The 25,006-nt window shown below is 62.1% G+C and carries 19 protein-coding genes and 2 tRNA genes; 10 read left to right on the top strand and 11 right to left on the bottom strand.

Annotated features, from left to right (window positions below; all coding sequences use genetic code 11):
- Positions 1-8: 8 nt before the first annotated feature.
- Positions 9-1,628, bottom strand: coding sequence for a transcription termination factor NusA (nusA, locus tag AWT76_RS00655; protein ID WP_072244256.1), 1,620 nt, complete (start codon positions 1,626-1,628; stop codon positions 9-11).
- Between the two features lies 1 nt (position 1,629).
- The gene (rimP, locus tag AWT76_RS00650) at positions 1,630-2,229 is read right to left on the bottom strand and encodes a ribosome maturation factor RimP (RefSeq protein ID WP_072244255.1); all 600 of its coding nucleotides are present in this window, start codon (positions 2,227-2,229) and stop codon (positions 1,630-1,632) included.
- A gap of 205 nt (positions 2,230-2,434) precedes the next feature.
- On the opposite strand from rimP, the gene AWT76_RS00645 reads away from it, so the two are divergent.
- The 3 genes from AWT76_RS00645 (at position 2,435) to AWT76_RS00635 (ending at position 8,307) form a co-directional block, all read left to right on the top strand.
- Complete coding sequence (locus AWT76_RS00645; protein ID WP_245638738.1) at positions 2,435-5,755, top strand: error-prone DNA polymerase; 3,321 nt, start codon at positions 2,435-2,437, stop codon at positions 5,753-5,755.
- Between the two features lie 264 nt (positions 5,756-6,019).
- Positions 6,020-7,495 carry a fused MFS/spermidine synthase gene (locus AWT76_RS00640; RefSeq protein WP_072244253.1) on the top strand — a complete coding sequence of 492 codons (1,476 nt, stop codon included), beginning with the start codon at positions 6,020-6,022 and terminating at the stop codon, positions 7,493-7,495.
- A gap of 128 nt (positions 7,496-7,623) precedes the next feature.
- Positions 7,624-8,307 carry a DUF3047 domain-containing protein gene (locus AWT76_RS00635; protein WP_082700039.1) on the top strand — a complete coding sequence of 228 codons (684 nt, stop codon included), beginning with the start codon at positions 7,624-7,626 and terminating at the stop codon, positions 8,305-8,307.
- Between the two features lie 309 nt (positions 8,308-8,616).
- On the opposite strand, the gene AWT76_RS00630 is transcribed toward AWT76_RS00635, so the two are convergent.
- Positions 8,617-8,706 (bottom strand) — tRNA-Ser (locus tag AWT76_RS00630).
- A 146-nt stretch (positions 8,707-8,852) separates the two neighbouring features.
- Here AWT76_RS00630 and AWT76_RS00625 point away from each other — a divergent pair.
- Positions 8,853-9,686, top strand: coding sequence for a DUF2059 domain-containing protein (locus tag AWT76_RS00625; protein WP_072244252.1), 834 nt, complete (start codon positions 8,853-8,855; stop codon positions 9,684-9,686).
- On the opposite strand, the gene argE is transcribed toward AWT76_RS00625, so the two are convergent.
- Positions 9,683-10,852: an acetylornithine deacetylase gene (argE, locus tag AWT76_RS00620; protein WP_072244251.1), complete on the bottom strand. Its 1,170-nt coding sequence runs from the start codon at positions 10,850-10,852 to the stop codon at positions 9,683-9,685. The genes AWT76_RS00625 and argE overlap by 4 nt on opposite strands.
- Positions 10,853-10,961: 109 nt before the next feature.
- Between argE and uvrB the strand changes: the two genes are divergently transcribed.
- Complete coding sequence (gene uvrB, locus AWT76_RS00615) at positions 10,962-13,136, top strand: excinuclease ABC subunit UvrB (protein ID WP_072244661.1); 2,175 nt, start codon at positions 10,962-10,964, stop codon at positions 13,134-13,136.
- Positions 13,137-13,232: 96 nt separating this feature from the next.
- On the opposite strand, the gene AWT76_RS17215 is transcribed toward uvrB, so the two are convergent.
- From AWT76_RS17215 to ffh, 7 genes are all read right to left on the bottom strand, one after another.
- The gene (locus AWT76_RS17215; RefSeq protein ID WP_176699298.1) at positions 13,233-13,484 is read right to left on the bottom strand and encodes a hypothetical protein; all 252 of its coding nucleotides are present in this window, start codon (positions 13,482-13,484) and stop codon (positions 13,233-13,235) included.
- Positions 13,485-13,488: 4 nt separating this feature from the next.
- Complete coding sequence (trmD, locus tag AWT76_RS00605) at positions 13,489-14,298, bottom strand: tRNA (guanosine(37)-N1)-methyltransferase TrmD (RefSeq protein WP_082700038.1); 810 nt, start codon at positions 14,296-14,298, stop codon at positions 13,489-13,491.
- A complete protein-coding gene (gene rimM / locus AWT76_RS00600; protein ID WP_072244658.1) occupies positions 14,295-14,831 on the bottom strand; it encodes a ribosome maturation factor RimM in 537 nt (178 codons plus the stop codon). Before rimM ends, trmD begins: the two co-directional genes overlap by 4 nt.
- Positions 14,832-15,351: 520 nt before the next feature.
- Positions 15,352-15,711 (bottom strand): 30S ribosomal protein S16, encoded by a 360-nt coding sequence (rpsP, locus tag AWT76_RS00595; RefSeq protein ID WP_072244250.1) that lies wholly within the window; start codon positions 15,709-15,711, stop codon positions 15,352-15,354.
- A gap of 48 nt (positions 15,712-15,759) precedes the next feature.
- Positions 15,760-16,056 carry a chorismate mutase gene (locus AWT76_RS00590; protein WP_072244249.1) on the bottom strand — a complete coding sequence of 99 codons (297 nt, stop codon included), beginning with the start codon at positions 16,054-16,056 and terminating at the stop codon, positions 15,760-15,762.
- A complete protein-coding gene (locus AWT76_RS00585) occupies positions 16,053-16,580 on the bottom strand; it encodes a GNAT family N-acetyltransferase (RefSeq protein WP_072244248.1) in 528 nt (175 codons plus the stop codon). The genes AWT76_RS00590 and AWT76_RS00585 overlap by 4 nt, the downstream gene beginning before the upstream one ends.
- On the bottom strand, positions 16,580-18,049 hold the full coding sequence (gene ffh / locus AWT76_RS00580) for a signal recognition particle protein (RefSeq protein ID WP_072244655.1): 1,470 nt from the start codon (positions 18,047-18,049) through the stop codon (positions 16,580-16,582). The genes AWT76_RS00585 and ffh overlap by 1 nt, the downstream gene beginning before the upstream one ends.
- Positions 18,050-18,285: 236 nt before the next feature.
- Here ffh and AWT76_RS00575 point away from each other — a divergent pair, with 236 nt between their 5' ends.
- The 5 genes from AWT76_RS00575 to AWT76_RS00545 all read left to right on the top strand — a co-directional run bounded on the left by AWT76_RS00575 (position 18,286) and on the right by AWT76_RS00545 (position 24,996).
- The gene (locus AWT76_RS00575) at positions 18,286-19,410 is read left to right on the top strand and encodes a PQQ-dependent sugar dehydrogenase (RefSeq protein WP_072244247.1); all 1,125 of its coding nucleotides are present in this window, start codon (positions 18,286-18,288) and stop codon (positions 19,408-19,410) included.
- Between the two features lie 97 nt (positions 19,411-19,507).
- Positions 19,508-20,338, top strand: coding sequence for a bifunctional allantoicase/(S)-ureidoglycine aminohydrolase (locus tag AWT76_RS00570; protein WP_072244653.1), 831 nt, complete (start codon positions 19,508-19,510; stop codon positions 20,336-20,338).
- Positions 20,339-20,389: 51 nt separating this feature from the next.
- Positions 20,390-20,479, top strand: a tRNA-Ser gene (locus AWT76_RS00565).
- A 683-nt stretch (positions 20,480-21,162) separates the two neighbouring features.
- The gene (locus AWT76_RS16430; protein WP_082700036.1) at positions 21,163-23,199 is read left to right on the top strand and encodes a LysR family transcriptional regulator; all 2,037 of its coding nucleotides are present in this window, start codon (positions 21,163-21,165) and stop codon (positions 23,197-23,199) included.
- Between the two features lie 54 nt (positions 23,200-23,253).
- The gene (locus AWT76_RS00545; RefSeq protein ID WP_072244246.1) at positions 23,254-24,996 is read left to right on the top strand and encodes an ABC transporter permease; all 1,743 of its coding nucleotides are present in this window, start codon (positions 23,254-23,256) and stop codon (positions 24,994-24,996) included.
- The last annotated feature ends 10 nt before the right edge of the window (positions 24,997-25,006 follow it).

Genomic DNA, 25,006 nt, shown 5'->3' with positions numbered 1-25,006 from the left:
GGTTGATCCTAGCGCGTTTCTTCTTCTGCCTCGGCGTCGTCTTCGGCTTCCCCGGCTTCGGCGTCCATCTCGGTCGGGTCGACCCACCCTAGCAAAACGCGCGCGGTCATGACCAGCGTTTGCGCTTCTTCAAGGCTCATGTCGAAGGGTTCCAGCAAGCCTTCATCCTTGACGCGCTCGCCATTGACGGTGGTCCAACCACCGGCCAATTCCCAATCGGCGCAGGTGGCGAAATCTTCCAGCGTCTTGATGCCGTCTTTCGCCAAGGCCTCTACCATCTGGGGGGTCAGGCCGTCGAATTCAATCAGGCTGTCTTCGGCACCCAATTCGCGCGCATTTGCCAGCGCGGCAGCAGCGACCGCTTCAAGACGCTCGCGCGCACGGGTCTGCAACTCCTCGGCGGTTTCTTCGTCGAAGCCGTCAATCGCCAGCAATTCGTCCAGCTCGACATAAGCGACCTCTTCCAGCGCGGTGAATTCTTCCGCGACCAGAAGCTGGGCCATCATTTCGTCAATGTCCAATTCATCCATGAACAGCTTGGTGCGGGCGGCGAATTCGGCCTGACGGCGGGCTGATTCGTCCGATTCGGTAAGGATGTCGATGTCCAGACCCGTCAACTGGCTGGCCAAGCGCACGTTCTGACCGCGACGGCCAATCGCCAGCGACAATTGTTCATCCGGCACGACCACTTCGATCTTGCCAGCTTCCTCGTCGATCACGACCTTGCTGACCTCTGCCGGTTGCAGCGCATTCACAAGGAAAGTGGCCTGATCTTCGGTCCACGGAATGATGTCGATCTTTTCGCCCTGAAGCTCGTTCACCACGGCCTGCACACGGCTGCCGCGCATACCGACGCAAGCGCCGACCGGGTCAATGCCCGAATCGTAGGAGATGACGCCGATCTTGGCGCGCGAGCCGGGGTCGCGGGCGACGGCCTTGATCTCTATGATGCCGTCATAGATTTCCGGCACTTCCATCTTGAACAATTCGGCCATGAATTCGGGCGCGGTGCGCGACAGGAAGATCTGCGGCCCGCGCGCTTCGCGGCGCACATCCTTGACATAGCAGCGGATGCGGTCGCCGTTGCGGTAGCTTTCGCGGCCGATCTTTTCGTTGCGGCGCAGGATCGCTTCGCCCGCGCCCACATCGACGATGATATTGCCATATTCTTCGCGCTTCACGACACCGTTGATGATGGTGCGCGCGCGATCCTTGAATTCCTCATACTGACGGTCACGCTCGGCTTCGCGCACGCGCTGCAAGATGACCTGCTTGGCCGATTGCGCGGCAATACGGCCAAGTTCGACGGGCGGCACTTCGTCGATGATCTCGTCGCCGACCTTGGGGTCATCCAGATAGGGCGCGGCCTGTTTGACGGTCAGTTCGGCGTGGTGGTTTTCCAGCGCATCATCCTCGACCACGGTGCGCACGCGGGTAAAGGTGGCCACGCCGGTTTTGCGGTCGATGGATACGCGAATGTCCATATCCGCCCCGTAGCGCGATTTCGCCGCCCGGGCGAGGCTGTCTTCCATCGCCTCTATCACCAGTTCGGCGTCGATCATCTTTTCGCGCGCCACAGCTTCGGCGGTTTGCAGCAGTTCCAACTGGTTTGCAGATGTAATGGCCATCTCAGCTCTCCTCGGGGCGCGCGTGGTCGTCCGGCGCGTCGGTTTCAATCTCGTCGAATTGCGATTCGTCTATGGCGCCGCTGGCTTTGCGGGCGCGCAGCATTTCCGCGATCAGGTCATCCGTCAGGACCAGTTTGGCATCCGACAGCCAGTCGAATTGCAGGCCGATGGTGACGGTTTCGTCGCCTTCTTCCAGTTCGATCAGCACCTCGTCACCTTCGACCCCCGCCAGCAGACCCTTGAAGCGGCGGCGACCGTCGATCAGTTCGGTCGTCTCGATCCGCGCCTCATACCCGTTCCAGACGTCGAAATCTTTCAGCCGGGTCAGGGGACGGTCAATGCCGGGGCTGGACACTTCCAGCGTATAGGCATCTTCCAGCGGATCTTCGACATCCAGCACGGCAGAGATGGCGGTGGAAATATCGGCGCAATCCTGCACTTCGATGCCGCCATCAGGGCGGTCAGCCATGATCTGAAGCGTTCGGCTTTTGCCCGACATCACCCGCAGGCGCACCAGTTCAAAGCCCAGACCTTCGATCACCGGGGACACGATGGCCGCCAGCCGCTGGTCGAGCGTGGTTTTCGCGATCAGGTCGGACATGACCCCTCCTTGGGGTGCGGAAAACAAAAAACGGGCCGTGCGGCCCGTTGAAATTTCCGGTGGGTATCTTTCGACACGCCGCTGTTGAACGCCGATATAGGCCCATGCGCGCCCGAACGCAAGGGGTTTGCACGCGGGCATGGGGACTCGACTTGGGGAGCGCGCCAGATATATGAACAAATCAGGAACAAACCCAAGGCCCACCATGTCCGACCCCGCCTATGCAGAGCTTTGCGTGACAACGAATTTCAGCTTTTTGCGGGGCGCGTCGCACCCGGAAGAACTGGTCACGCGCGCGGCTGAGCTGGGGCTGCACGCCATTGCCATCACTGACCGCAATTCGGTGGCGGGCGTGGTGCGGGCCTATGCGGCGCTGAAGGAACTGGCGCGGCTGCGCGCCGCGGGGGTGGCGCAAGCCGCAGGCGTGCGCGCCCAGCGCCAGACCGACCCATCCAGCCGCCAGACCACCGCGCCCAATGCCGCACCGCTGGCGCTGTCCGACCACCCCCTGCCCCGGCTGATTCCGGCGGCGCGGCTGGTGCTGACCGACAGCGCGACCCATTGGCTGGCCCTGCCCACCGACCTGGCGGCATGGTCGCGGCTGACCCGGCTTTTGACCCTTGGCAAGCGCCGCGCGCCCAAGGGCCAGTGCCAGCTTGCGCGCGCCGATCTATATGCGGGCTGCCACGGCATGATCCTGATCGCGCTGCCGCCCGACCCGTTGCAAGCGCCCTTGCCCGACGACCTGCGCGCCATGCTGCGCCATTTCCCCGGCCAGTGCTACCTTGGTGCCGCGCCCCGTTATGACGGGCGCGACCCGGCACGGCTGGCGCAAATGGCCGCATGGGCGCAGGCGACCGGCCTGCCCATGGTCGCGCTGGGCGATGTGCTGATGCATAGCGCCGCCCGCCGCCCGCTGGCCGATGTGCTGACCTGCCTGCGGCTGGGCTTGACCATAGACAGCATCGGTCAACACCGCTTGCCCCATGCCGAACACCGGCTGAAAGGCGGCGCGGAAATGGCGCGCATGTTCCGCGACCACCCCGCCGCGCTGCGCCGCACGGTGCAAATTGCCGATGCCTGTGCCTTTGGGCTGGATGAGCTGCGCTACCAATACCCTGACGAGGCACAGAATGGCGAACCCGCCCAAGCCCGGCTGGAACGGTTGGCGGCCGAGGGGCTGCGCCGCCGCTACCCCGCAGGCGCGCCGCCCAAGATTGTCGAACGCACCACCCGCGAGTTGCGCCTGATCGCGGATCTGGATTACGCCCCCTACTTCCTGACCGTGCATGACATTGTCGCCTTCGCCCGGTCGCGCGGCATTCTGTGCCAAGGGCGCGGGTCTGCCGCCAATTCGGTCGTGTGCTACCTGCTGGGCGTGACCGAAGTGCCGCCCGAATCGATCACGCTTATTTTCGAGCGGTTCATTTCCAAGGAACGCGGCGAGCCGCCCGATATTGACGTGGATTTCGAGCATGAACGCCGTGAAGAGGTCATCCAGTGGATTTATGACCGCTACGGGCGCGACCGCGCGGGCCTGACCGCGACGGTTATCCATTTTCGCACCCGCGCGGCCATCCGCGAGGTGGGCAAGGTCATGGGCCTAAGCGCCGATGTGATCGGGCGGCTGTCGGGCCAGCTTTGGGGCTGGTCCGCCGCCCCCCCCGATGCCGACCGCCTGCGCGAGGCTGGGCTGGACCCGGACGACCGCCGCATGGGGCAGGCGCTTGCACTGATTGCAGAGATCATCGGTTTTCCACGCCACCTGTCGCAGCATGTGGGCGGGTTTGTTATAACCAAGGGGCGGCTGGATGATCTGTGCCCGATTGAGAACGCGGCCATGGAAGACCGCACCATCATCGAATGGGACAAGGACGACATCGACACGTTGGGGCTGCTGAAGGTCGATGTGCTGGCGCTGGGGATGCTGACCGCGATCCGCAAATCCTTCGACCTGCTGGCGCAGCACCGGGGCCAACGGTTGAACCTTGCCAATGTTCCGCCCGAAGATCCGGCGGTTTATGACATGCTCTGCCGGGCCGATGCGATTGGCGTGTTTCAGGTGGAAAGCCGCGCGCAGCTAAACTTTCTACCGCGCATGCGCCCGCGCGCCTTTTACGATCTGGTCTGCGAGGTCGCCATTGTCCGCCCCGGCCCCATTCAGGGCGGCATGGTGCACCCGTTCATTAACCGCCGCCAAGGGAAAGAAGCGGTTGAAGACCTTGGACCGCAAATGATGGAAGTGCTGGGCCACACTTATGGCGTGCCGCTGTTTCAGGAACAGGCCATGCAGATTGCCGTGGTTGCCGCCGGCTTTACCCCGGCAGAGGCCGACCAACTGCGCCGTGCCCTTGCCACGTTCAAACGCATGGGCACAATCGGCGGGTTTCGGGATCGGTTCATCGACGGCATGCTGTCGCGCGGCTATGACCCCGATTTCGCGGCGCGGTGCTTTGCGCAGATCGAAGGCTTCGGCAGCTACGGTTTTCCCGAAAGCCACGCCGCCAGCTTCGCGCGGCTGGTCTATATCTCGGCCTGGCTGAAATGCCACCATCCGGCGGTGTTCACCTGCGCACTGCTGAACAGCCAGCCGATGGGGTTCTATGCCCCCGCCCAATTGGTGCGCGACGCGCGCGAACATGGGGTCGAAATTCGCCCCGTCTCGATCAACCATTCCGAATGGGATTGCACGCTGGAGATGCGCGCGGATGGCGCGCTGGCCTTGCGGCTGGGCTTTCGCCAGATCAAGGGCGTGGGGCAGGAAGATGCCGACTGGATCGTGGCCGCGCGCGGCAATGGCTACCCGGACATAGACAGCCTGTGGCGGCGTGCAGGCGTGCCCCCCGATACGCTGGAACGGCTGGCCGAGGGTGACGCCTTCACCGCCATTGGCCTGTCGCGCCGCACCGCGCTTTGGCAGGTCCGGGCCTTGCGCGCGCCAGCCCCTTTGCCGCTGTTCGGGCTGGATGGCGAAGGCGGGCAAGAACCCGCTGTCACCCTGCCCGACATGTCATTGGGCGAAGCGGTGGTCGAAGATTACCTGTCGCTGCGCCTGTCCTTGCGGGCCCATCCGCTGGAACTGCTGCGCCCACGGCTGCCGCACACCCTGCCGCATGACAAGCTGTCCCAAGCCCCCCGCCGCGCCACCATCGCGGGGCTGGTCATTACCCGCCAGCGCCCCGGAACGGCATCGGGCGTGGTGTTCCTGACGCTGGAAGATGAGACCGGCTGCGCCAATGTCGTGGTGTGGAAAGCCCTATATGACCGCTTCCGCCGCGCGGTCATCGGCGGGCGGCTGTTGCGCGTCACAGGCCGGGTGCAGCGCGAGGGGCAAGTGACCCATATCATCGCCGAACAAATTGACGACATCTCGGGCCTGCTCGGCCAACTTGGGGGGCCAGCGCCCATTGCCGCCAATGATGGCCGCGCAGATGAAACCCGCTGCCCCGTCCCCAATATCGCAAGCCATGCCCGCCACCCCCGAGAGCAGGCGCGCAAACTGTTCCCCAGCCGCGATTTTCACTAAGATGCGCCGCCAGACATGTCATCGGGCGAAACCGAACCAAGCGGTCGGATCATGCGCGGTCTTTGGCCTGCACGCGGTGGGAACTCTGCAACGCGCAGGCCCCGAATACCGCTGATGCCGTGCAGCCCTAAATGGCCCCAGATCGGCACCTGCCCCGCATGAATTTGCGGTATTGACCGGCTTAAACCGCGACGAAGCCTATATCGCAACACGGATGATCTATATCTGTCCATGCGCACTGGTCCTGAAACATAAGGAAAGCTGATGAAATTCTGGACGGCGATCATCCTGATATTGGTCCTGTCAGCCTTGGGCCTGACCTATGAGATTGCCGCCGGTCGGGTGCTGGCGCCGTTCTTTGGCACCTCGCTGGTGACATGGACTGCTGTCATTGCCACAGTGCTGGCGGGGTTTTCCTTGGGCAATGCGCTTGGCGGGTTCATGGCCGAACGCGAACGCCCCGTTGCGCTGCGCAATGTGCGGGCCGTGCTTGTCGGAACGGCCATTCTGGCCGCCTTGTCGCCGACGATACTGGGTCTGGTCTATAGCCTTGGCGCGCGCGGGACGACAGGCATGCTGCTCAGTGTGGTGATTGCGTTCTTCCCGGCCTCTGTCCTGATTAGCGCCCCCTCGCCCCTTCTGGCCCGACTGGCAGTAGAGGCGCGGCCCGGCCGCGAGGGGTCGTCGCTGGGATTGGTGCTGGCGGCGGGGTCGCTGGGCGCGATACTGGGCGCGGTGCTGGCAGGCTTTGTCGCCCTGCCCTACGCCGGGTCGGTGGCAACATTCGCAGCCTGCGGTGTCGCGGCGCTTCTATGCGTGCCCTTCCTGAAAGATAGCGGGCAAGGCAATGGGCCAAAACAAGATACCGCATCCATGGCACCCTTGGTGCCAGTTGCAGCACTTGTTCTGGCCAGTGCGGCACTTGGGCCGATCTGCCGCTACGAATCTGGCCTGTCATGCATTGACATCACGCGGACCGGGCGGACCATCAGCCTGTATTCGGACCGAACACATCAGGCTGCCGAACACATTCTGCGCGATGACGATATGGGCAACGCCCCACAGGAACTTGTGATCCCCTATACACGCTGGATCTGGGCCCGGATGAACGCCGATCTAGGGCCCGCGCCATCGGTCCTGTTCGTCGGTGGGGGCGGTTACACACTGCCAACGCGTCTTTTGTCGTCACGCCCCCAAGCACATGCCATTGCGGTCGAGATTGACCCGCTGATTACCGATGTGGTTCGCGAACACTTGCCGCAGGCCGCCCAGATGATCGCGGCGACGGGGTATGAAACCTCGACCAAGGCAGAGGCGGCACCCCCCGGTCGCCTTGGCATTGTCCACGCCGATGGTCGGGTTTACCTGAATGAAACCACGCGCCGCTACGACGCGGCGGTGATGGATGCGTTTTCGTCGGAAGCGGTTCCCGCCCATCTGGTCACGCAAGAAACCTTCGCAAGACTGCGCGAGATCGTGGACGGGCCGATCTATGTCAACCTTATCGACACTCCGGACGGCCCCTTGGTCCGTGGCACATATGCCATTCTAGATGCGCTATATCCGCATGTGATCGCCGTCCAAGGCCCAACGGGTCCAAACGGGCGCGGGAACGTGATGCTTGCCGCCGCGTCCAACCCCCTGCCGGAAATCGACGCTTTGCCACGCGGCTACGAAATGGCCCAAATCTCTGCTGCGCGCGCGTTTACGGATGATCGCGGATGGGTCGGCATAAGATAAGGCGCTGGCCACGCGGCCTAAGGCACAAGCACCGGATGACGCGAACGTGATGGGCAAGGGCGAAACGCACAGAATTCGGTGCGCGTAGACGGGGTGAACCTAAGACTAGATGATGAAGGAGGAGCAACATGTCAAAACGCGCACTGACCCGCAGGCAGGCCATTGTCACCAGCACGGGCGCTGCCCTTGGCGCAGCACTGTTTGCGCCCGGACAAGCTGTTGCCAATACAGTGCCATTCGATGACGCTTGGGAACATCTGACGTTTCGCAGCCTCTCTCCCAACCGGTTTGAACGACGACCATCGCAACTGAGCGTGGTGTCGGACGGATCGTCCTCCATTCTCTACCGCATTCTCCCCGAGGACATGCGTGTTGCCTCGCGCGCTTCTTGGTCGTGGCATGTCGAAAGCTCGGTGCCGCCCTCTGACTTGTCGCAGATCGGCAATGACGACCGAAATCTGGGCATGTTCTTTGTCAATATGAATGCCGAGGCAGCCGAACGGGTCGGGCCGAATACCAGCATTCGGCAGCTTATAACCAACCGCTCAGCGCAGGTGTTGATGTATACTTGGGGTGGCAGCCGTCCTGTGGGTTCCGTCGTGCCAAGCCCCCATGCGCCGGACCGCTTGCGCAACCTGATCACGCGACCAGCCCAAACCGGGCGCTTTTCGGAATCGGTCGATTTGGCGCGCGATTTCCCGCGGGTCTTCGGTATGCCGTTCGAGCGTCTGGTTGCCGTCGCCGTCTCCTCTAATAGCGAGAACACGCCAGCACGGGTTGTGGCACATATCTCTGATCTGCGGGTAAGCTAAAACAGGCGCACCCCACCTGTCAGCCAAGCGTTCAGTCCGGCAGCAGGGCAAGCACGCGCAGCGCGGGCCTAGCCCCCCAAAGGGCTGGCCTAGCGCATTTTGCATCGCGTCAGCGCGATCTTTGTCGCGCTTGCGATGACTCTTGCGGTTGGTTCACTTGATTTTTTATGGATTAACGACGGCCCAAACGCGTTCTATAGCGTGCCGAGAAGGCTCTGCTTTCACAAGACTTGCCATCGCAAGATTTGAAATCAGAGCATCCGCCCAAGCACAAAGTAGGCTTGCATTTCAGTGCTCTAGTAAAAGTAATGGCGGAGAGACAGGGATTCGAACCCTGGGTCCCCGTGAAGGGACAACGGTTTTCGAGACCGCCCCGTTCGACCACTCCGGCACCTCTCCGCGGTCGGGTGCGGCTTAATGCGTGAAACCGGGCGGTGCAAGAGGAAAATCCGCGCCCAGCGCTGCCCTGCGCGCAGGAAAGTGTTTTGGTCGAACGCGCTATTCAGCCTATCCTTGCCGCAACACTGTTACACAGCGGAGTCCACATGCTGAGAATTGCCATAGTTGCGCTTTGGGGGGTCGTGTCGGCGCTTGTCTTGCCGGTGCAGCACCTGCGCGCCGATAGCCTGTCCGACGCTTATCTGTTGCCAGAGCTGTTTGACATTATGGCAGAGGAAGGCCGTATCGCTGCGTTAAGCGATCCGACCGTGCCGCAAGATGCCGCCGGTCGTGCCGGGTGGGAAGGTGCTGTCAACCGTATCTACAATGCAGAGCGGATGCACGATGATTTCATCGGCGCCCTTGATGCCGCGCTATCCCCAGAAACGCGCGCCGACGCGCTTGAGTTCGCGCAAAGCGATCTGGGGCAGCGCGTGCTGCAATTGGAAGTGAGTGCGCGGCGCGCCTTGCTGTCTGAAGAGATTGAAGACAGCGCCCGCATGGCGCTTGATGCTGCGCGATCTGCACCGGACGGAAGTGCACGGGCCGCCGCGCTGGCGCGTGCGCGCGACCGTATCGCGGTCAATGACCTGATCGAGCTTAACGTCTCGTTGGGTTTGAACACCTCGCTGGCCTATTACCGGGGCATGGTGGATGCGGGCTGGATGGATGGCATGGCGGGGGCCGATCTGCTGACCTTGGTCTGGGCGCAGGAACAGGACATTCGCGATGATGTCACAGATTGGGCCGAATCCTATTTCCTGCTGGCGTATCAACCGCTAAGCGCCGAAGACATGCAAAGCTATATCGACTATGCCGCCAGCCCCGAGGGGGATGCGTTCAACCGCGCCATGTTCCGCGCGTTTGATGCGGTCTTCGTCGAAATTTCGCGCAGCGTGGGCGCTGCAATGGCCGCGCAAATGCAGCAGGACACGCTTTAGGGCGCGCCACGTTCCAGCCGGTCCGCCAGCCTGTTCAAGAAGGCAAGGCAAGCGGCAAGCTGGTCCAGCGACAGAAATTCGTCCGGCTTGTGGGCTTGGGCGATATCGCCCGGACCACAGATAACCGACGGGATGCCGATCTGCTGGAACAGCCCGGCTTCGGTGCCAAACGGGACCAGCCCGGCGCGGTTTGCGCCGGTCAGTTCCATCACCAGTCGTGTGGCTGCGCTGCCCACATCCGGCGTCAGGCCGACGACCTCGGCGATGGTTTCTGTCTCTATCGCCGCTTGCCGGAAAACCCCCTGCATCTCTGCCAGCATCTGCGTGCGAAGAACTGCAAGTTCCGCCTTCACGAAATCCGCATCCTCTGGCGCAACCGGCCGCATTTCCCATTCCAACCGCGCCGCGCCGGGAATGACATTATGCGCCAAGCCCCCAGCCAGCACGCCAATATTGATCGTGCTATGCGGCGGCATGAAAGCGCTGCCTGCCGGCGCACGCGTTTTCAAAACCTCGCGCAACTCTGCCAGCCGCAAGGCCCAGCGCGCGGCATATTCCACGGCATTCACCCCCAGATCGGGGCTGGACCCATGGCCTTCCAGCCCGGTAAATCGCGTGGTGTATTCGAAACATCCCTTATGGCCGTCAACCGGCTGCATCATCGACGGCTCGCCGATGATCGCGGCCGCGGGTGTGACCCCGCGCGCGACCAGCGTGGCCGTCAGCGCTTGGGCGCCAAGGCAGCCGATTTCCTCGTCATAGGTGAAGGCGAAATGCACCGGCACTTTCAGATCGCGCGCGGCGAAGATGGGCGCCATGGCCACGCAGGCCGCGACAAAGCCCTTCATGTCGCAAGTGCCGCGGCCATAGAGCCGCCCGTCGCGTTCGACCATGGTGAAAGGGTCGGTGGACCATGGCTGGCCCGCGACCGGCACCACATCGGTATGGCCCGACAGGACCACACCGCCGGATACATCCGGCCCGATGGTGGCGAACAGGTTCAGCTTGGTGCCGGTGGCGTCGCTCTCGGTCCAGAAACGCGCGCCCGCATCGGCCAGCAGCGCGGCAATATGTTCGGTTACTGCGCGGTTGCCATCGGCGGACACCGACGGGAAGGCCACCAGATCGGCAAGTATCTGCTTTGTGCGGGTCAGGGTTTCGGACATGGGCGCTCCGTTTGCGATATGGCTAGCGCGCCCCGGCTGGCCATGCAAGAACCGGGTTGACCCCATGCGCCGCGCGCCCACCTTTAAGGCAGACGAAGGATACCCGCCGATGCCGCATAACAACGCCAACCAGTTGACAGACCGCCCAGATGTGCTGACACGCCCCAAGCTGGAAGGGGGCAAACGGTTCCGCATGGCCAGCCCGTTTCAGCCCGCCGGTGACCAGCCCACCGCGATCGCGGAACTGGCCCAAGGCGTGCGCGATGGTGAGCATAACCAAGTTTTGTTGGGTGCGACCGGCACCGGCAAGACTTACACCATGGCCAAGATCATAGAAGAAACGCAGCGCCCCGCGATCATTCTGGCCCCCAACAAAACCTTGGCCGCGCAGCTTTACGGCGAATTCAAGGGCTTCTTCCCCGATAACGCGGTCGAGTATTTCGTCAGCTATTACGATTATTACCAACCTGAAGCGTATGTTCCGCGGTCGGATACCTTCATAGAGAAGGAATCCCAGATCAACGAACAGATCGACCGGATGCGCCACTCGGCCACCCGCGCGCTGTTGGAACGCGATGATGTGATTATCGTGGCGTCGGTGTCATGTATTTACGGCATCGGCTCTGTCGAGACCTATTCCGCCATGACCCAAGACATGAAAGTGGGCGAGGTCTACGATCCGCGCAAGGTCATGGCCGAACTGGTGGCGCAGGCCTATCGGCGCAATGACGCCGCCTTTCAGCGCGGCAGTTTTCGCGTGCGCGGCGACGTGATCGAACTTTGGCCCGCGCATTTGGATGATCGCGCGTGGCGGCTGTCCTTCTTTGGCGAAGAGCTGGAAGCGATCATCGAATTCGACCCGCTGACCGGCGCCAAGACGGACACGTTCGAGCAGGTCCGCATCTATGCAAACAGCCACTATGTAACCCCACGCCCGACCATGCAGCAGGCCACCAAGGGCATAAAGCATGAGCTGCAACAGCGGCTGGACCAGTTCGTGGCCGAAGGCAAATTGCTGGAAGCGCAACGGCTGGAGCAACGCACCAAGTTTGATCTGGAAATGCTGGAAGCGACCGGCGTATGCAACGGGATCGAAAATTACTCGCGCTATCTGACGGGGCGCGCGCCGGGCGAACCGCCGCCCACCCTGTTCGAATTCATCCCCGACAATGCGATTGTGTTTGCCGACGAATCCCACGTTTCTGTGCCGCAGATCGGAGGGATGTATAAAGGCGACTACCGGCGCAAGTTTACACTGGCCGAACACGGGTTCCGGTTGCCAAGCTGCATGGATAACCGACCCCTGAAGTTTGAGGAATGGGACGCCATGCGCCCGCAATCGGTGTTCGTGTCGGCCACGCCTGCGGCATGGGAACTGGAACAGGCCGGCGGCGTCTTTACCGAACAGGTAATCCGGCCCACCGGGCTTTTGGACCCTCAGGTCGAAATCCGCCCCGTTGCCACGCAGGTCGATGACCTGCTGGACGAAATCCGCAAGGTCGCGGCAAAGGATCTGCGCGTGCTCTGCACCGTGCTGACCAAGCGCATGGCCGAGGATTTGACCGAATACCTGCATGAACAGGGCATCCGCGTGCGCTACATGCATAGCGATATCGACACGATCGAGCGCATTGAAATTCTGCGCGACCTGCGTTTGGGCGCCTTCGATGTGTTGGTTGGCATCAACCTGCTGCGCGAAGGTTTGGACATTCCCGAATGCGGGCTTGTCGCCATCCTGGACGCCGATAAGGAAGGCTTCCTGCGGTCCGAAACCTCGCTGATCCAGACCATCGGGCGGGCTGCGCGCAACGCCGATGGCCGGGTCATCATGTACGCCGACCGCATCACCGGCAGCATGGAACGCGCGCTGAATGAAACCAACCGTCGCCGTGACAAGCAGATTGCCTATAATGAGGCCCATGGCATCACGCCGCAAACGGTGCGCAAGAATGTCGAGGATGTGCTGGCGGGGCTGTATCAGGGCGATACGGACATGGCGCGGGTCACGGCGAAGGTCGACAAGGTCAAACCCGGTGCGAATTTGCAGGCGCATCTGGAGGGGCTGCGCACGGATATGCGCAAGGCCGCCGAGAACCTGGAATTCGAGGAAGCCGCCCGTCTGCGTGATGAAATCAAACGGCTGGAAGCTGTGGAACTTGCCATCGCCGACGACCCGCTGGCGCGGCAATCGGCAGTGGATGATGCGGTTGACAGCGCCGTGAAGCCACGCTCGACCGCCGGAAAACCCGGGCAGCGCGGCGGGGTGAAGCGGCGCCGAAAATAATTGCCCCCGAACAGCGCCATTTACGGAACTTTAACCGCTTCTCGCCATGCTTCGCGCATGAACAATGGCAACTCTCCACTCTCTCCAGAGGTCTGGCTACATGACCTTTTCGCCTCTAAGGCCGTGCAACAAGGTGCTGTGATCCGACGCAAGGCGCGCGATATAGAGCGGTTTGTTGGCATTGACCTTTTTATGCGCGAGATAGATCGCCGGGGTTTTCAGGTTGCCGAGAACTCTGGGCAAATCATCATCTTTTGCAACCGCGCCCCCGTTCGTTGGCTGACGCAACGCAGGACGCCGATTTCTTCCAAAGAAATCGGACCGAAATCTTTTCAAGATTTCGCGCAAGACCCTAGTCCTGCGCGCCATCCTTCCAGGCAGCCCATAAATCCGGGCGGCGCGCGCGGGTGATTGCTTCTGACTGCGCTTGCCGCCAGCGTTCAATCTCTGCATGGTTGCCAGATAGCAGAACCGGCGGGATGGATTGACCCATCCATTCCGCAGGGCGGGTGTATTGCGGATGTTCAAGCAAGCCCGCGCTGAAGCTTTCCTCTTCGGTCGAGGCTGCATTGCCCAACACGTTGGGCAGCAGGCGCACCGTCGCGTCGATCATCGCTTGCGCTGCCAATTCGCCCCCGGTCAGAACGAAATCGCCCAAGGACACTTCTTCAATCGCATAGTGGTCCAGCACTCGCTGATCGACCCCTTCAAAACGGCCACAGAGCAGGGTTACCCCCTTGGCGCAAGACCAGTCGCGCGCCATGCTTTGGGTGAAGGGCCGACCGCGCGGCGACAGATAGACCAGCGGCCAAGCGGCGCGATCCGTTGGAACGCCGCGTTGCGCCGCGTCAATCGCGCGGTCCAGCACATCGGCCCGCAGCACCATGCCCGCCCCGCCGCCTGCCGGTGTGTCATCGACATTTCGGTGTTTGCCAATGCCAAAAGGGCGCAGGTCGATCGTCTCCAGCCCCCAAAGCCCGTCCTTCAACGCGCGCCCTGTCAGAGACAAGCCAAGAATGCCGGGAAATGCCTCTGGGAAAAGGGTGATAAGTCGCGCCTGCCACGCCATGGCCGGGGAGCGCGGGCGGTCAAGGTCGCGCGGGGCAAGCGATGGCGTGATCGCCAACCGACCGGCGGCGCGGCGCTTGGGGGTGTCACTCATTCCAGTAATCCTTCGGGCGGGTCAGCGACAATCCGCCCCGCCGCCAAGTCGACCGTTGGCACGATAACGCGGGTGAATGGCAGCAGCACCGCGCCTTTCTGGCCCGGGCTGACCACTTCCAACAAATCGCTTGCGCCATGGTTCAGCACCGCCTTGACCCGCCCCAGAGAAGCGCCGCCCGTGTCGAATACCTCAAGCCCGATCAGATCGGCGTGGTAGAATTCGTCATCCGGCAGGCTTGGCAGGCGGTCACGATCCACGAATAGCCGTATACCGCGCAGCGCATCGGCCTGTTCACGGGTCGTCACCCCGCCAAGCCGCGCGGCAAAACCCTGCGCGACCGGTGCGCCCAGCGTTACCTCAAAGCTGCGCGCGCCGTCCTCGGACCAAAGCGGGCCATAGCTGCCGATGGCCTCGGGATCGGCGCAGAAGCTTTTCAACCGCACCTCGCCGCGCACTCCATAGGCCCCGGCTACCGCGCCCACGCAGACCCGGTCCGGCTTGTTGCGTTGTGATCCTGATGGCCTTGTCATATTGGTCGCCCCACGCGTTGCATGCACCCTGCCTTGTTCAAATTCCGCGCCGGAATGCAAGTCAAGCCCGGACAGCGGTGTAAATCTCTTCCATCCGGTTGGCCTGAGCCTAATCAAAATAAGCGAGCGGGCTGCCAACAGCATTCTTATGTTTCATGGGGGTGCAGCTGTGCTGCAACGGCATGGCGCGCCTGTCGCGGGGCCTCAGCGCCTGCGCCAACCTATGCAAAGGCAGGTCCCGTAACCCGTGGAGAATGCGTTCGCCAATGATCCACGACCAAAGATGTGCCCGCAGTTTTGGAGCGGGTGGCTGGGGCAGAGCCGGATCGCCCGACGTTATTCTTGCCCGGTTGCGCGTGTGAGTAGCAGGCGGAACATCACAGCCACGGTCTGGCATCTTCGGGAACCGCTATTCGTGAAGCTGAACACCTGAGAGTTCAGTTTCTAGCGGATGCGATCCCGCGCGGGACTGCCAAAATACTGGCCGGGCAGATTACCCGCCCGGCCAGAAAACGCGTTCTTATTCGGCAGCTTCGCCGGCACTTTCAGCCTTGGCAGCTTTTTCCTTGGCGCGTTCCTGCGCCTTCTTGCCGGGCTGAGCTTTCTTCATGTTGGCGCGGGTCGCTTTTTCGCGCAGGCCAGCGGCTTCGAGGAAGCGCGCAATGCGGTCGGTCGGCTGGGCGCCTTGGTTTAGCCAGTGCTGCACGCGCTCCATGTCCATTTTCACGCGGTCTTCGCTGTCCTTGGGCAGAAGCGGGTTATAGGTGCCCAGCTTTTCCAGAAAGCGGCCATCGCGCGGCATGCGCGAGTCGGACGCGACAATCGCGTAATGAGGGCGTTTCTTGGACCCACCACGGGCCAGACGGATCTTCGTTGCCATGTCAGTTTCTCCTTCAAGACTGGCGGGGCGGGCAGGTGGCCCGCCGGTTTAGCGTTGTAAATTTTCGTGGTGACGGATGACTTCCGAAATCACGAAGTTCAGGAATTTCTTGGCGAATTCCGGGTCGAGGTCGGCTTCTTTCGCCAACCATTCCAGCCGTTCGATCTGGCGCTCTTCGCGCGCGGGGTCGGACGGGGGAAGATCGTGTTTTGCTTTCAGCCGGCCCACGGCCTGCGTGTGCTTGAACCGCTCGCCCAAGGTATAGACGAGGATCGCATCCAGCCGGTCAATGCTGTCGCGGTGGTCGGCCAGAATCTCGGCGGCACGGGCGCTTTCATCACTCATAGGGCGGCTTCCTTGGTGAAGTGATAGGTTGTGAAATCAGCGCCGAAATGCGCGGGCCAATCGGGGCGCTGGACGCCGCCCAAACGCGCGGCAATCCGATGCGAGGCCGTATTCTCGGCATGGATAATAGTGCTGGCCTGTGTCAGCCCCAGCGGACCAAAGGCCCAGACTGCTACGGCCTGCGCGGCCTCTTGCGCAAAGCCTTGCCCCTCGGCATCTGCACCCCACAGCGACCAAGTGAATTCCGGCATCTCGGCCTCTGCCAGCATCAACGGCCCGACATGACCGATGGGTGCGCCCGTGTCGCGCCGGGTGAGCGTAAAGCGCCCATATCCGTGCAGCACCCATTGCCCGATCATGCCTGCGAATTTCTCAACCGCTTGCGCCACAGTCTTTGGCCCGCCCACAAACCGGGTCCGCGCGCTGGTCGCATAGGCCACGAAGGCGGACAGATCATCCGCTTGAGGAGCGCGCAGCACAAGGCGCGGGGTGTCCAGCACCGGGGTATGGGCAAGCGCGGGCATCATTTTTTCTTGAACATGCCCGACAGGCCACCGGGCAGGCTGCCGCCACCCATCATCTGGCGTTCGGCCATCTGCACCAGTTTCGGGTCAAGCTGGCCGGGGTCGGGCAAGGCTGCCGCGTCTTTGCCTTTGCCGAACATGCCGGACATGGCCTGCTTCAGCATGCCTTTCTTGCCCATGGTCTTCATCATATCGGCCATCTGGCGGTGTTGTTTCAGCAGCTTGTTCAGGTCCGACACTTCCAGCCCGGCGCCCTTGGCAATGCGCTTTTTGCGGCTGGCTTGCAGGATCGCGGGGTTGGCGCGTTCCTTCTTGGTCATCGAATTGATAAGCGCAATTTGTTGGCGCAGCATGCTGTCGTCAAAACCGGCGGCTTCGACCTGTTTCTGCATCTTGCCCATGCCCGGCATCACGCCCATCACGCCCTGCATGCCGCCCATTTTCAACATCTGGTCAAGCTGCATCTTCAGGTCGTTCATGTTGAACAGACCTTTCTGGAAGCGCTTCATCATGCGCTCGGCCTGTTCGACCTCCAGCACTTCCTGCGCCTTTTCCACAAGCGCGACAATGTCGCCCATGCCCAGAATGCGGCCCGCAACACGCTTTGGATCGAACACCTCGAGCGCGTCGGTTTTCTCGCCCAGACCCACGAAGCGGATGGGCTTGCCCGTGACGGCGCGCATGGACAGGGCCGCGCCGCCGCGCCCGTCGCCATCCATCCGGGTCAGGACCACGCCCGACACGCCGACCTTGCCGTCGAATTCGGCGGCCACGTTGACGGCGTCTTGGCCGGTCAGACCATCGACCACCAGCAGCGTTTCGCGTGGGGTGACGGCGTTGCGCACGGCCAGCACTTCGTCCATCAGCACATCGTCAATATGCAAGCGGCCCGCGGTATCCAGCAGATACACGTCATAGCCGCCCAAAGTGGCCTGTTGCTTGGCGCGCTTGGCAATATCAACCGCCGACTGGCCTTTGACAATGGGCAGCGTGTCGACCCCGATCTGGGTGCCAAGGATTGCCAATTGTTCCATTGCGGCGGGGCGGTTGGTGTCCAAGGACGCCATCAGCACGCGCTTGCCTTCGCGGTCTTTCAGGCGGCGGGCCAGTTTGGCGGTGGTCGTGGTTTTCCCCGACCCCTGCAAACCCACCATCAAAACCGGCGCGGGCGGGTTGTCGATTTTCAGCGCCTCGGCGGCCTCGTCGCCTTCCAGCATGGCGATCAACTCGTCATGCACGATCTTGACAACCTGCTGGCCCGGCGTGATCGACTTAGTGACCGACGCGCCCGTCGCCTTTTTCTGCACCCGCTTGATGAAGTCGCGCGTTACAGGCAGCGACACATCTGCTTCCAGAAGCGCGACCCGAACTTCGCGCAAAGCCGCGCGGACATCTTCTTCAGACAGCGCACCCTGTTTCGTCAGCCGGTCAAAGACGCCGGACAGCCGGTCTGACAGGTTCTCGAACATGCGCATCACTCCCGCCCATAAGGGCCATTCAAACCGGTTTTGCACCCACGGGCGCAACGCGCTGGTGGATGGCGATCCTTGGCAACACCAAAGGACCGGAAGGCTGGTGCTTCCGGGTATTGCGTGGCGGATAGGCCCCTGCGCGACCAGAGTCAAGCAAAACAGGGCATCCCGCGCGATCGTGAGTTGAAATTCACCAGTTCCGGCTTTTGTCTTGTCCCAAAGAAGGAGACGTCATGACCCGCCATCTTGCCCCGCTCTTCGCCGCTGGCCTTGTATTTGTCAGCCCTGCATTCGCGCAGGACTACACTGTCGAGGTCTTGCAAGACAACCTTGACCGCCCTTGGGCGCTGGCCTTTCTGCCCGGCACCGACCGTATTGCGCTAACCCTGCGCGGCGGCGATGTGATGCTGTGGCACCCCGATGGCTTGGTTAAATTGTCGGGCGCGCCAGATGTTGCGGTCAACGGTCAAGGCGGGCTTCTGGACATTGCCCCCGCGCCCGATTTCGCCGAGAGCGGCTGGCTGTATATGACATGGACCGGCGCGGTAGAAGGTGGCACCACCACGCATCTGGGCCGCGCGCGGCTGGACGGCATGGCCCTGCGCGATCTGGACGTGCTGCACGCGGTCCACCCCGGCATTGACAGCGGCGCGCATTTCGGCTCGCGCATTGCCTTTGCCGATGACCATGTTTTCGCAGGCTTTGGCGACCGGGGCTTCAAGAATTTCGGGCCCGACCACATCGCCCAAGACCTGAGCAGCGAAAACGGATCTGTCATCCGCCTGACGCTGGACGGCGAGATCCCCGCCGACAACCCTTTCGTCGCGCAGCAAGGCGCGGCAGGCGCGATTTGGTCCTATGGCCACCGCAACATTCAGGGCATGGCCGTGCACCCAGATACCGGCGCGCTTTGGGTTGCCGAACATGGAGAGGCCGGCGGCGACGAAGTGAATATCATCGAACGCGGCGGCAATTATGGCTGGCCCTTGGCCTCGCACGGCGTAACCTACCGCGGCGGCGACGAATTCGCCCCGCCCCACCAGCCCGGCGACGGCTTTGTCGCCCCGGTGTTCCATTGGCCTGCGGGGCGCGACAACCACAACCCGCCCTCTGGCATGGCGTTTTATGACGGTGCCGCCTTTCCAGAATGGCAAGGGCATTTGCTGATCGGCAATCTGCTGCATCGCTACCTTGCGCTGTTCGACGAAGAGGATGGCCAGATCACCCCCGTTGCCCGCTTGCTAGAGGACCGGAACTGGCGCATCCGCGATGTGGCCGTCGGACCAGAGGATGGTTTTATCTATGTTCTGACCGATGGGGATGATGGCAAATTGATCCGCCTGCGCCCCGCAAGCTGATTGCCCGGAAATAGCAAAAGCACCTGTCGGCTTTCCGCGCTAGTCGGCAGGATGCTACACAGCTAGGGTGGGCAAAACGCAGATCGAAGGCCCGCCGATGACCCAGCCCAATGCCCCCGCCCGCCGCTATTTCGTGCCCAAGGGCGGCCTGCCCCCGCAATCGCAACTTGTCACCGACCGCGCCATGTTCACCGAAGCCTTCGCGGTCATCCCGCGCGGGGTGCTGTCGGATATCGTAACCAGTGCCCTGCCATTTTGGGACAAGACGCGCTTCTGGGTGCTGGCGCGCCCACTCAGCGGCTTTGCAGAGACATTTTCGCAATACATCGTCGAAATTTCGCCCGGCGGCGGCAGCAATCGGCCAGAAACGGACCCGAACGCCGAAGGCGCGATTTTCGTTGTTGAGGGCACTGTCGAGATCGCGCTGGGCGGAAAAACCCACAGCCTGACCTCTGGCGGGTTTGGCTATCTTCCCGCCGGGGCCACATGGTTGGTCAACGCGCCCGACGGCGCCGTCTTTCACTGGGTCCGTAAACGCTACATCGCGGTCGATGGCCTGCCCGCCCCCGACGCGTTTTTCGCGCAAGAGCAAGACATCGCGCCCACAGAGATGCCGGGCACCAATGGCGGCTGGGCCACCACCCGCTTCATGGACCCGACCGACCTGCGCCACGATATGCATGTGACCATCGTCACGCTCATGCCGGGCGCGGTCATTCCGTTCGACGAAACCCATGTCATGGAACACGGGCTTTATGTGCTGCAAGGCAAGGGCGTGTATCATCTGAATCAAAAATGGGTTGAGGTGGAAGCCGGCGATTTCATGTGGTTGCGCGCCTTCTGCCCACAAGCCTGCTACGCGGGCGGCCCGGACCCGTTCCGCTACCTGCTCTACAAAGACGTGAACCGCCACGCCGCGCTGCCCTAGGCCAAAACTGGTCTTGCACCGCCATCGGCACCGCGCTAAGACGCGCGGGCTGGACAGTTGGCCGAGTGGTCGAAGGCGCACGCCTGGAAAGTGTGTAGGCGGGGAACCGTCTCGAGGGTTCGAATCCCTCACTGTCCGCCACTTGCACATCGCAAACCCGAGATGAGGTCCCTGGCGGGGCCTTTTTTCTTTTGTTTCAAAAGGGTTTAGCCGCGCCATCCGACTTTTGGAGACTGGCCTTTGGCTCGGAAACGGTCTCTGAACGTCCCGCGTCTCTTTCCACCCGCCCTTCACCCAAATTGAGACGCATTCAAAAAGTATCGCATTTTCAGCATGTTGTCGAAAGCGAACTACGCCGCAGTTGAGGCGGGTTCATCTGCTCTCGGTGCGATCAGAGACACTCGAAGGCGGCGTAGTCGTGCGGGGCGGAGGGAATTCCAGAGCGGGGTCAGCCTACTGGCCCGAGGTCGCAACGGGCGGGGAGCAGACGGTGAGGTCGCGGCCTCGCATCCACGGCAATCGGCGATTGCGGTCATTCGCGCCCCGCTCAGAAAGCCGACTGTGGTCGTGCGGAATTGCATTTGTACACTATCGCCAAAGCTGCACCTAAGCTTGGTACTCCAGCGCTATCCCATTATCTACGGGTTGCGCACAGCTCAGAAACGCTTGCTCTCCAGACGTGTTGTGAGTGACTTTCTTCGGCTCTCGACAAGGCTGCGCAAAGTTCTTGAAACACGCGCCACCAAACTGGGGAATGAAAGCCAGAGCGCGTCAAACTGCTGTAACAAAAATATGTCAGCGTCTCCGGAAGCTGGAGCTTTGCAATGTCACTCAATCTGAATGATCTGAGGCTGTTTTTCGAAATTGTCGAAAACCGCGGTATCTTGCGCGCAGCACGCGCGCTTGGGCTGCCAAAGTCGACCATTAGTCGGCGTCTTTCGGGTCTTGAGGAACAACTCAAGTCCCGTCTTGTGCATCGATCAGGCGATGTCTTTGCGTTGACGGCTGCAGGCGAGTTGACCTATGCCCTCGCCCGCCGGGTGGTCGAGGCCGCGCGGCAGGCCGAAGAGCAACTGCTGTCTGCACATCGGCAAGTAACAGGACAGGTCGTGGTTTCCGTCTCACCCATGCTCGCCCCGGATGCTGCTGAAGCCATAGCCCTGCTGATTCGCGCCCATCCCGGACTTGCCGTGCATCTTGAGATCACCGAACGACTGCCAGAGGCGTCGGGCGATGGGCCAGACCTGTACCTTCGCGCCCATAGCGGGGCGTTGCGCGACAGTGCGCTAATTCAGCGGCGCGTCTGTCGAACGCCACTAATTCTTGTGGCCTCTCCGGGTACGCAACTTTCAGACCCTGATGAAATACTTGCGCAGGGTTTTCTGGCTTTCGGGTCCGAAGCGGGACTGACCGACTGGACATTGCACACAGAAGAGCGGACCGATTTCATTCTTAATTCGCGTCCGCGGGTCACCAGCACAGATGTCGTCGCCTTGCTGGCGCTCGCCGAGGCGCAAGCGGGCGTGCTACTCATTCCGGAAGCTGCGGCGCGCGCAGCGCTGGCCGAGGGGCGTTTGACGCGTGTCTTGCCGCAATGGCGGGGCGAGGCTGTGGCGGTCACACTGCTTTCACCACCGCGCCATGCGATGAATCTGGGCCTGCGCCGCGCGGCCGATACCATCGCTGCTGTCGTGAAGGCGCGCATACTCGGGGTTCCAATCGCGGAAGGGGTGGTTCCGGAATTGCGCCCGGACGCTGTTACAATGCTGTCGCGCGGCCCCCGTAGCGATGACGTGCGCCTAACTCTGGCGTGTCTTGCAACTGACAATGAAGGTGACCCCGCCATGACCCCGATCCAGAAACTCATCGGCTCTGCCGCGCTTGGCGCCGCAGCCAGCCTTGCCTCGCCCACCCTTGCACAGGATGCAACGGGCCCACTCGTGCTCTACACCAACGATTTTGAAGGTGTGATCACCGAACGCTTCGAGTCCGATACGGGCCGCGAGATTGATGTTGTGCAGATGTCCGGAGGCGAATTGCTGGCCCGCATCGCCGCTGAAAGTGCCAATCCGCAATGGGATGCGCTGATCTTCAATGGCTCTTATACGTTCGAACTGCTCGACCGGCAGGGGCAATTGATGCGCGATGTTGTGCCCGCCAATCTCGACAATCTCAATGAGATCGGCCGCAGCTATCTGGCCGAGAACGGGTCTTGGTTCCCGATCGGTCTGGCGGCGTCATGTGTGATGCTCTATCGCACGGATCTGGTCGAGACGCCGCCGACACAATTTGCCGATCTTGCCGATCCCCGTTTTGAGGGAATGTTCGGCATGGCAGATCCGGCCGTGGCTGCGCCTGCCTATCCTTGTGTCGCTGCCTTTTTCGAGATGATGGGCGAAGACGCGGCCAAGGAGATGTTCACCAGTTTCTTTGACAACGGCATGCGGGTCTTCCGCACAAATGGCCCAACCGGGCGTGCCTTGGCTTCGGGGGAAATCTCGCTGGCGCTGATCACCTCGCAGGTGGCCTATACAGTGCTGGCAGACGGTGAGGTGCCAGTAAATGTGGTCTGGCCCGAGACGGGCGCGCCGGGCGTGGTGCGCGGCGCGGCTATTTCTGCGGCAACCGCGCGGCCAGAGGCCGCACAGGCTTTTGTTGAATGGCTGCTGGAACCGGCGACGCAAAGCTATCTGGCCGCTTCTGTCCCGACAGATGGCAAATTCGAACCCACCGTGACCGGGGCGGAGCCCCGTGCCGATGGCCCGCCCGCGGGATCGCGCTTCGTCGTTGCCTCTGACGCGTTTGCTGTCGAGCATGAGGCCGCAATCAAGACATGGTTCGCGGATCAGGCGCTGAACTGAGCGCAGGCGGGCGTGGCCACCTTGGCTGCGCCCGTCCCATCAGGGACACCGACCATGACACTTTCATTCCGGTCTTTTGCGCGCAGCCCGCGCCCGGCCCGCTTCCGGCTTCTGCCCGAGGATGTGCTGGGGCTGGTGGTGGTCGCGGCTCTGGGTCTTCTGGTTCTGGCCCCGATGGCTGCAGTCGTGGCGCAGGCCTTCGTGCCCGGTGCTTTTACCGGGCAGGCAGAACGCGCCGGGCTGTCGCTGCTGCTGGAGATATTTGAGCGCCCCCTTTGGCGACGATCCCTGTGGAATTCCCTGTTTCTTGCCTCTATCGCGGCGGTCGCAGGTTGTGCGATGGGCACAGCGCTTGCCGTGCTGCGCCATTCAGGGCGCATGTCGCTGGGACCCGCAATGGATGTCGCGGCCTGGGCAATCATCATCCTGCCCTCTTTCATCCTTGCGCAGGGCTGGATTCTGTTTGCCAGTCGCGGTGGCATCGCAAATCAGTGGCTCGGCCTAAGCTTTGTGCCGGATCTGATCTTCAATCCATGGGGTTTGGCGGCGGTAATGGCGCTGAAATCCTGGCCCTTCGCTTACATTGCTGTCTCAGCGGGGCTGCAATGGCGGATGGACGATTATGGCCATGCCGCGCGGCTCTGTGGGGCATCGGGCGCGCGGGTCTTCTGGAGCGTGCGTGTGCCCATGCTGCTGCCTGCCGTCCTGTCCGGTGCAGTGCTGATTTTCATTGATGTACTGGGGGATTTCGGGCTTCCGGCAGCACTGGCCACAACTTACCGTTTCCCGACACTGACTTATGCGATCTATGTTGCGATCAATCAATCTCCGATCCGCTTTGATCTGGCCGGGGTGCTGGCGCTCTATGTGACGGGGATCATGCTGCTGGCGGTTCTTCTCTATTTCTGGGTGTTGCGGCGGCGGCGTTATGACTTTCTGGGCGCGCGGGCGCAGTTGCAGGCCGCATCTTCTTTGCGCCCCGGTCTTGTGGCCAATGGCGCGGCAATGCTTGCGCTGACCTTTGCGTTGATCATTCCCATCGGCGCGAGTGTGCTTGTGTCCTTCACAGACCGTATCTCGGCCGGGATCGGCTTTTCAAATCTGACCTTGCGGCATTACGGCTTTGTGCTGGAAACTGGCGGCGCGTTCCTGTCGGCACTCTCAACCTCGCTCTGGATCGCGGCGCGGGCGGCTGTGGGCGCGGGCCTGATCGCGGCGGCAGCGGCTTATGTTCTAACCTTTTCCGAGTTTCGCCTGAACCGGCTGATCGATCTGACCTGCACCCTGTCGCTGGCCGTGCCAGGTGTGGTGCTGGGGATTGGCTATATCTTCGTATGGAACGCGCCAGCAGTGGATCGTGCGGGCCTGTCACTCTATGGGACAGAAGACATCCTTGTTCTGGCCGGGATTGCGGGGGCTGTTCCCATTGCCGTGCGCGTGCTTCTGGGGGCCATGGCGCAAGTCCCACCCAGCATGCTGGCCGCAGCAGCCCTGCAAGGTGCAGGGCTGGCGCGCCGGATTGCCACAATCGTCGTGCCGCTAACGGCAGCAGCGCTGGTCTCTGCCACGCTGACGGCTTTTGGCTCTGCCGTGTTTGACCTTGCGATCAATTCCATCCTGCGGCCGCCGCGCCTGCAGGTCCTGCCAGTCTATGTAAATCGCGCATTTGAGCAGGGAGAATTTGGCGCAGCAACAGCTGCGACCCTGCTGGCGGGGGGACTGACCGTGGCCATCATTGCTACAATCTCAATCATTGCCAAGGCGGCGCTGCGTCGCCTGCTTCGCGCGCCAAGCTGAAAGGGCCGAA

The organism is Roseibaca calidilacus (assembly GCF_001517585.1).
GTDB lineage: Bacteria > Pseudomonadota > Alphaproteobacteria > Rhodobacterales > Rhodobacteraceae > Roseinatronobacter > Roseinatronobacter calidilacus.
This window is presented reverse-complemented; position numbering and strand designations above follow the sequence as displayed.